The organism is Frankia nepalensis (genome assembly GCF_016786325.1).
Lineage (GTDB): Bacteria > Actinomycetota > Actinomycetes > Frankiales > Frankiaceae > Pseudofrankia > Pseudofrankia nepalensis.
Window position 1 is genome coordinate 1 of sequence record NZ_JADWYU010000256.1, and the last position, 7,115, is coordinate 7,115.

Here is a 7,115-nt window from a genome sequence, read left to right on the forward strand (position 1 = left end):
ACGACGTCCTGCGTGGGATCCTCGCGGGGGAGTACCTCGTCATGCTCGGCCGGGACGACGCCGTGGCCACCCTGCGCGAGCGCGCCGACCGCCTCGCCACCGGTCTCAATCCCACCGCGCCCGGCCACACCCTGCTGCCCACCTGAACCGACGCTCCCGACCCGCCCCGCGCCCCGGTGGCCTGTCCCGGGGTGAAGGACGACCCGAACGCGGCACGCGTGCCGGAACCCCCGGCGCGCGGGCCGCGTGCCGGCCCGTACCGGGCGTTGACGGGCAGGCCGGGCGTTGACGGGGGCGCAAGGGCGTGGATAGCGTCGCGGGCGTTCGCGGGTATCACCTCCAGCGTCGGAACGGCGGCCCGGCTGTCCCCGCCGTACCGGAGGCGTCCTCGTGACTTCCACCTTTCCCGCCGCGCGCATCCCCGTTCTCGACCTGCGGGTGACGTCGGCCAACACGTTGGTCGACGCGCTGCGGCGCGATTCGTGCGTGTTCCTGACCGGGCTCGACGAGTTCTCCGCCGGCGGCTCGTTCGGCGCGGACCTCGCGGCGATGGTCGAGGCCTCGCGGGAGTTCTTCGCGCTCGACCCGGCCGAGAAGGCCCGGGTGCGCTGGTCCGGGACGGGGGAGTGGGCCGGCTGGCAGCCGCTCTACGAGGGCGGGCCGGACGCGCTGCTGCTGGAGCGCTACGAGTTGGCGCTGCCCGACCCCGCCGGGTTCGCCGACGACGGCGCGTGGGCGGCGACGTTCGACCTGTGGCCCGAGCACCCGCCCCGGATGACCGCGGCCTGGGCCGCGTACTACCGCTCGGCGCGGACGCTGACGAACCGGCTGGTCGAGATGATCGCGGGCGCGCTCGGGCTGCCCGAGGCCGACCTGCCCGCCTGGACGACGCGGCAGCACTCGAACCTGTGCGTCAACCACTACCTCCCCCAACGGGAGGAGCCCGCTCCGGGGCAGACGCGGCAGCGGCCGCACGCGGACATCGGCGGGCTGACGCTGCTGTGGGCCGACGGCCGCGCGGGGCTGGAGGCGGCGCTCGGCCCGGACGGCGCGTGGGTGCCCGTGGAGTTCCCACCGGGCGCGGTCCTGCTGCAGGCCGGCGACCTGCTGCACCTGTGGACCCGCGGAAGCATCCCCAAGAACCTGCACCGGGTCGTCAACCCGCCCCGCACCCCGGGCATCCCCCCGACCGCTCGCTACTCCGCGGTCTTCTTCCACCATCCTGATCTTGAAACGTGGGTCGCCCCCACAGGCACCGTCACCACGGAGACGGACAGCGCTGGCGTCACCGCCCGCGACCACGTGCTCGCCCGCCAACGGGCGGCCTACAGGCTCTGAGCGCGCTTGGGCGTCCGTTTCAGGGCATCTGCGTCGCCCGCGGCGGTCTCCGCGAGCTGTCCACGGTTCCGGCCCCGGACCGGCCCGTCGGCTGTCATCCTGTGCCCGTGATCGCTGCTCCGCCCCGCCGCGGTGGCGGGCACTCGCGGGCCGGAGGGTGCTGACCGTGGCCCCTGACATTCCTGATGTCTCCTTGGGTGACCAGCCGCCGAGCCCGCGGCTCGTGTCCCGGGAGCTGCCCCGCTACCCCAGGCCGGAGCCATCGCCGCCTCGCCGGGCGTGGTGGCGGCGGGTGGGTTCCGTGCTCACGCCGGTCTTAATCGCCGTGGTCGTGCTGTCGGTTGTCGTGGTGTTCATATGGACGTATGGGACGACGCACAGCAGGATGTGGTCCGCCCAACTGATCGAGGAGCCCGCGGTCTCCGGGCCGATGGCGGCGGCCTGCGACGACCTGAGGCGGTCGCTCGCCCACGTGGCGCCGCCGCTCTCGGACCACCCAGCCCACGTCGTGGCCAGCATGGCGGCCCAGGACGCGGCCGTGGCGACGATGATCGCCCGGGACCGTGAGATCGGCCAGGAGACGCTGGCCGGCGACCCTCCGGCGCTGGACTGGCTGGCCGACTGGGAGGCGCTCCTGCGCGCCCGCCACGAGGCCGAGCGCACACTGCTGGGCAGTCAGGGCGACCGACAGGTCACCGTCGTCCTCCCCACCGTCGACGGCTATCCGATCACCGGCCGGATGGCCGACGCGCTGCCTGCCTGCGCCGTGCCCCGCGCCCTGCTCGAACTGCCCCGGCCGCGTGAGTGAGTACCGCGGCCGGGATCTGGCGTCAGGCGCCTCCTGCCGGTCTCGCGGCACGCGCCGCTCGTGCCTGGCTGCTCGCCACGACCGCGAGCGCCGCCGGTACCTCCAAAGTTGAATAATGTATATTTCCTGCGTAGGATGGCGAATGTCGGGGTCGTCGCCGCGCGCCGGTCGGAGGCGGCCCCGGCGGTCCGCGTAGGACAGCCGGGGCTGGCCGCGCGGATCGACGCGCAGCCGCCGGCGTGCCGGACCGCCGCCCGTGGCCGCGCCGTCGCGCGGCTGGTCGCGGGCGGCGGAACAGGTGATCCGACCACAAGACATCTATATCTTTTTGTGGGAGGCTGCCGGGAAGCCGGGCGGTGGCGACCAGGCGCCCGTTCTCCGGCTCGCCGGCCGGGTGGCAACCGTTGCGTGCCGGCGCGTACTGGAGCCACCGTGGGACCGACCAGACCGGCCGAGTGGCGGCCACGACAGTGGCGGTGGAGGATATCGATGCGTGACGCGGTGATCTGCGGCCCGGTGCGGACCCCGGTCGGCGGCTACGGCGGCACGTTGCGGCCGCTCGCGGTCCACGAGCTCGGCGCCGCCGTCGTGCGCGGGCTCCTGGAGAAGACGGGGCTGGCGCCGGCGGACGTGGACGACGTGCTGTTCGGCTGCTGCTACCCGAGCATGGACGCCCCGGCGCTCGGCCGGGTGGTGGCGCTGGACGCGGGGCTGGGCGTGGAGGTCCCCGGCCTGCAGCTCGACCGGCGCTGCGGCTCCGGCGTGCAGACGCTGGTCACCGCCGCGATGCAGGTGCAGACCGGCGTCAGCGACGTCGTGATCGCCGGCGGCGCCGAGAGCATGAGCAACGCGCCGTTCTTCACGCACGAGACCCGGTGGGGCGTGCGCGGCGGCGGGCTCACGCTGCACGACGCGCTCGCGCGCGGGCGCACCACCGCGGGCGGCAGGAACTTCCCCGTGCCCGGCGGCATGATCGAGACGGCGGAGAACCTGCGCAAGGAGTACTCGATCTCCCGGGCGGAGCAGGACGAGCTGGCGCTGCGCTCGCACCAGCGTGCCGTCGCCGCCCAGAACGCGGGCCTGTTCGACGACGAGATCATCCCGGTGACCGTGCCGGGCCGGCGCGAGAGCGTCGTCGTCACGCGAGACGAGCACCCGCGTCCGGACACGTCGCTGGAGACGCTGGGTCGGCTCAAGCCGATCCTGGGGAAGAGCGACTCGGAGGCCACCGTCACCGCCGGCAACGCCAGCGGGCAGAACGACGGCGCGTCCGCGTGTGTCGTGACCCATCCGGCCGAGGCCGAGCGCCTCGGGCTGCGCCCGCTCGCCCGGCTGGTCTCGTGGGCGGTGGCAGGGGTGCCGCCGCGCACGATGGGCATCGGCCCGGTGCCGGCGACGGCTAAGGCGCTGGAGCGCGCCGGGCTGAAGTTCGCGGACCTGGACCTGATCGAGCTCAACGAGGCGTTCGCCGCCCAGGTGCTCGCCTGCACCCGGGAATGGGGCGTCACCGAGGCGGACTGGGAGCGGATCAACGTCAACGGCTCCGGCATCTCGCTTGGTCACCCGGTCGCCGCGACCGGTGGGCGGATCCTCGCGAACCTGCTGCGCGAGCTGCACCGTCGCGACGCCCGCTACGGCCTGGAGACCCTGTGCATCGGCGGCGGCCAGGGCATCGCCGCCATCTTCGAACGGCTCGACTGAGCGGAGGAGGCAGCCCGCGTAGTGGTCGCCGGAGCGGAGCGAGGGCGGCCGCGTAGCGGGATGCGGACGAAGGCGAAGCGGCTCGACTGATCGGGAGGACTCGGGTGGACCTGGGCTTGGGCGGCGCGGCCGTCGTCGTCAGCGGCGGCTCCAAGGGCATGGGGCGGGCGGCCGTCGAGTGTTTCGCCCGGGAGGGCGCGCGGGTGGCGATCCTCGCCCGGGGCAAGGCCGGCCTCGATGAGACGGCCGAGGCCGCGCTCGCGTTGGGCGCCCGGGAGGCGGTGGGCATCCCGACCGATCTGGGCGACGCCGCCTCGGTCGCGGCCGCGTTCGAGCAGGTCGGCGCCCGCTTCGGCGAGCTCAACGTCCTCGTCAACGCCGCCGGCCCGGTCGGGGTGGGCACGAAGGGGTTCGACGGGTCCGACGACGCCGAGTGGGTGGCGACGTTCGACATCGGGACGCTGTCAGCGGTGCGCACCGTGCGGGCCGCGCTGCCGCTGCTGCGGGCCGCCCAGTGGGCCCGGATCGTCAACGTCTCGGCCCACTCGACCCGCCGCCAGTCCCCGGGGCTCATCGCCTACACCGCCTCCAAGGCGGCGCTGACCAGCGTCAGCAAGAACCTGGCCCAGTCGCTCGCCGCCGACGGGATCCTGGTCAACACGGTCTCGCCTGGGTCGTTCCTGTCGGAGGGGATGAAGGGCTACCTGCGGGCGCAGCCGGCGGGCCGGGGGATCGACCCGGACAGCCTCACCGACGCGATGCGCGTCATCAAGGAGGACTTCGGGCACCCGGCGTTCCTGCCCCGCGCCGGCGACCCCGCCGAGATCGGCCCGGTCATCGCCTTCGTCGGCTCGCGGGCCAACTCCTACATGACCGGCGCGGACATCAACGTCGATGGCGGCAGCGACTTCTGAGCCGGCCCGCAACGGGGAACCGGTCCCAGCGCGCGTCCCGGCGCGCGCTGGGACCGGGGTCGACCCGGCCCGCCGTCAACGGGCCGGCTGGATTCCCCAGGAGCCACCGAAGCTCTCGCCTGGCTCCAGGATGCGCAGCCCCTGGCCGCTGTTGAACGCGTCCGCCGGACAGGTCTGTGGCTCGACGGCGATGCTGCGCCGCCGCTCGTCGCCTCTCAGCGAGTCACTTGTGAATATCTGAATATACTCCCAGGCCTGGTCCATCCAGACGATCACCGTCCCGCCGCCACCCGCCTCGCCGCTCTCGCCGGCGAGGACGACGCGGGCGAGCCCGTCGGCGTCGCGGCGCAGGTCGGCGAAGCAGGTGTCGAGCGCGAGCCGCCCGACGGGGCGCGCGGCGCGGAAGTCGAACGGCCCGCCCGCGACCTCCTCGGCGTCGATCGGGATCAGCGCCTCGTTGACGAGCAGGCGGCGGTTGGCCGGGATGGTCAGCGTCGCGTCGTCGACGGGCAGGGGGGCGCCGCCCGGGCCGGGGACGAAGAGGTAGGGGTGCGCTCCCATACCGACCGGCGCCGCGCTGGCCGACCGGTTGGTCGCCGTCATCGTGACCGCCAGGCCCTCGTCACCGAGCGCGTACTCGGCGCGGAAGTCGAGGGTGAACGGGTAGCCGGTCTGCGCGTGCACGGTGAACGACGCGGTGGCGCTGGCCGAGCCGGTGCGCTCCAGGTCCCAGGCCGACCAGCGAGCGAGCCCGTGGATCGCGTTGCCGGTGGCGGGCTCGCTGACCGGCAGTTGCAGGGTGGCGCCGCCCCAGCGGTAGCGGCCGCCGGCGATCCGGTTCGGCCAGGGCGCGAGCAGTTGGCCGCGGCCGTGTGAGGCCATGGCGTCGAGCGGGTAGCCGTCAAGTACCGGAACGCCGTCGACCCGGTAGTCGCGTGGGCCGCCGCCGACCTCGACGACGGTGACGGAGCTACCGGCGTGGACCAGCTCCAGTTGCCGCCCGGACGGCGGGATCGCTTCCATCTGGCCAGTATCGCGAGATCGTCCCGGTGCGTAGGGACCAAGGGCCTGCCTGAACGGGCTATGCCCCCTTGTCCTGGGTCCTATGGGATCGCTGTGTCCTAACTGTGCCGCATCGATCGGCTTCGGTGAGTAATGTGCCTGATGCGACCGGTATCGCGCCACAGGTCAGGCGATAGTCTGCGCCATACACCCCATACCGCCTCGATGTCTTGCTTGCGAATCTCCGGATGAGGTGTTCGACGACAGCGGCAGGCGGGTTGGAGGGGGCCATACGCCCCCGGTATCTCAGAGGCTCGGCCGGACGGAGCGTGAACCTGATGAACCAGTGGACCGATCAGGCAAAGGCGAAGCTGCGTTCGTACCCCGCCCTGCGTGGCAAGGTCGTGCAGGCGAAGGACGCCGTGTTCCAGGTGAAGCTGGCCGCCGCGGCCGCGCGTAACGCGCCGATCGTCGTCGAGGACGAGTTCGGCATCAAGCTGCTGGTGCCGCCCTTCATGCGCGGCTCCGCCCGCTCGCTGGTCCAGCGGCACTCCGACCGGGCCGCCTTCAAGCTGATGGCGACCTTGCTGCGCCCCGGCGACGTGGTCTACGACGTGGGCGCGAACATCGGCCTCTACAGCGTGCACGCCGCCCGCCAGGTGGGGCCGAAGGGCCGGGTGTTCGCGTTCGAGGCGGTGCCCACGACCGCCGACCGGCTCGACGAGACGCTGGCGCTCAACCACACCCGCGAGGTCACCGTCGTGCGCGCCGCAGTGTCCGACACGTCGGGGACGATCTCGATGAACGTCTTCGCGGACCCGGAGGCCTCGGGCTGGAACTCGCTGGGCACCCACGCGATGCACACCTACGACGGCAAGGCGATCCGCCCCGACCACACCGTCGAGGTGACCGCGGAGACCCTGGACGCCTTCAGCGAGCGTGAGGGAATCGACAGCATCGCCTTCTGCAAGGTCGACGTCGAGGGCTTCGAGCGGCACGTCTTCTCCGGCGCGGCGAGCCTGCTGTCCGAGGGCCGGATCGGGGTGCTCACCTTCGAGATCAGCGAGGACCCGCTGGTCGGCGAGGGAGGCGTCGCGTCCGAGGTCTTCGAGGCGCTCACCCGGCACGACTACAAGGTCATGCGGCACGACGAGGCCACGGACACGGTCGTGGGGCCGATCGACCCGCGCGAGGAGGAGAAGCGGCTGAACGACGAGTCGCTGCGCCCCTACGTGGCGAACTACTTCGCGGCCCGGGACCCGCGGGTCCTGCGCTGAGGACCTCCCCGTGGGGGGGGGGGGGGGGGGGGGGCGCGCGCCCGGCGCGGGGGGGGGGGCCGCCCACCCCGCCGC

6 protein-coding genes are annotated in these 7,115 nt (G+C 73.3%); 5 read left to right on the top strand and 1 reads right to left on the bottom strand.

Annotated features, from left to right (window positions below; translation table 11 throughout):
* The first annotated feature begins 390 nt into the window (after window positions 1–390).
* The 4 genes from I6A81_RS39680 (at window position 391) to I6A81_RS39695 (ending at window position 4,761) form a co-directional block, all read left to right on the top strand.
* Window positions 391–1,338 carry a 2OG-Fe(II) oxygenase family protein gene (locus tag I6A81_RS39680; RefSeq protein ID WP_203007679.1) on the top strand — a complete coding sequence of 316 codons (948 nt, stop codon included), beginning with the start codon at window positions 391–393 and terminating at the stop codon, window positions 1,336–1,338.
* Between the two features lie 301 nt (window positions 1,339–1,639).
* Window positions 1,640–2,146 (top strand): hypothetical protein, encoded by a 507-nt coding sequence (locus tag I6A81_RS39685; protein ID WP_203007680.1) that lies wholly within the window; start codon window positions 1,640–1,642, stop codon window positions 2,144–2,146.
* 489 nt (window positions 2,147–2,635) lie between these two features.
* Window positions 2,636–3,847, top strand: coding sequence for an acetyl-CoA C-acetyltransferase (locus I6A81_RS39690; RefSeq protein ID WP_203007681.1), 1,212 nt, complete (start codon window positions 2,636–2,638; stop codon window positions 3,845–3,847).
* 104 nt (window positions 3,848–3,951) lie between these two features.
* Window positions 3,952–4,761: an SDR family NAD(P)-dependent oxidoreductase gene (locus tag I6A81_RS39695; RefSeq protein ID WP_203007682.1), complete on the top strand. Its 810-nt coding sequence runs from the start codon at window positions 3,952–3,954 to the stop codon at window positions 4,759–4,761.
* A gap of 75 nt (window positions 4,762–4,836) precedes the next feature.
* On the opposite strand, the gene I6A81_RS39700 is transcribed toward I6A81_RS39695, so the two are convergent.
* Window positions 4,837–5,784 carry an aldose 1-epimerase family protein gene (locus I6A81_RS39700; RefSeq protein WP_203008294.1) on the bottom strand — a complete coding sequence of 316 codons (948 nt, stop codon included), beginning with the start codon at window positions 5,782–5,784 and terminating at the stop codon, window positions 4,837–4,839.
* Between the two features lie 317 nt (window positions 5,785–6,101).
* Here I6A81_RS39700 and I6A81_RS39705 point away from each other — a divergent pair, with 317 nt between their 5' ends.
* Entirely contained in the window at window positions 6,102–7,040 is a 939-nt protein-coding gene (locus I6A81_RS39705; protein ID WP_203008296.1) for an FkbM family methyltransferase, read from the top strand.
* Window positions 7,041–7,115 lie beyond the last annotated feature (75 nt).

Bases quoted from the DNA above. Each gene is read 5' to 3' on its own strand.
- I6A81_RS39690 (WP_203007681.1), top strand. From the start codon at position 2,636: ATGCGTGACGCGGTGATCTGCGGCCCGGTGCGGACCCCGGTCGGCGGC.
- I6A81_RS39700 (WP_203008294.1), bottom strand. From the start codon at position 5,784: ATGGAAGCGATCCCGCCGTCCGGGCGGCAACTGGAGCTGGTCCACGCC.
- I6A81_RS39705 (WP_203008296.1), top strand. From the start codon at position 6,102: ATGAACCAGTGGACCGATCAGGCAAAGGCGAAGCTGCGTTCGTACCCC.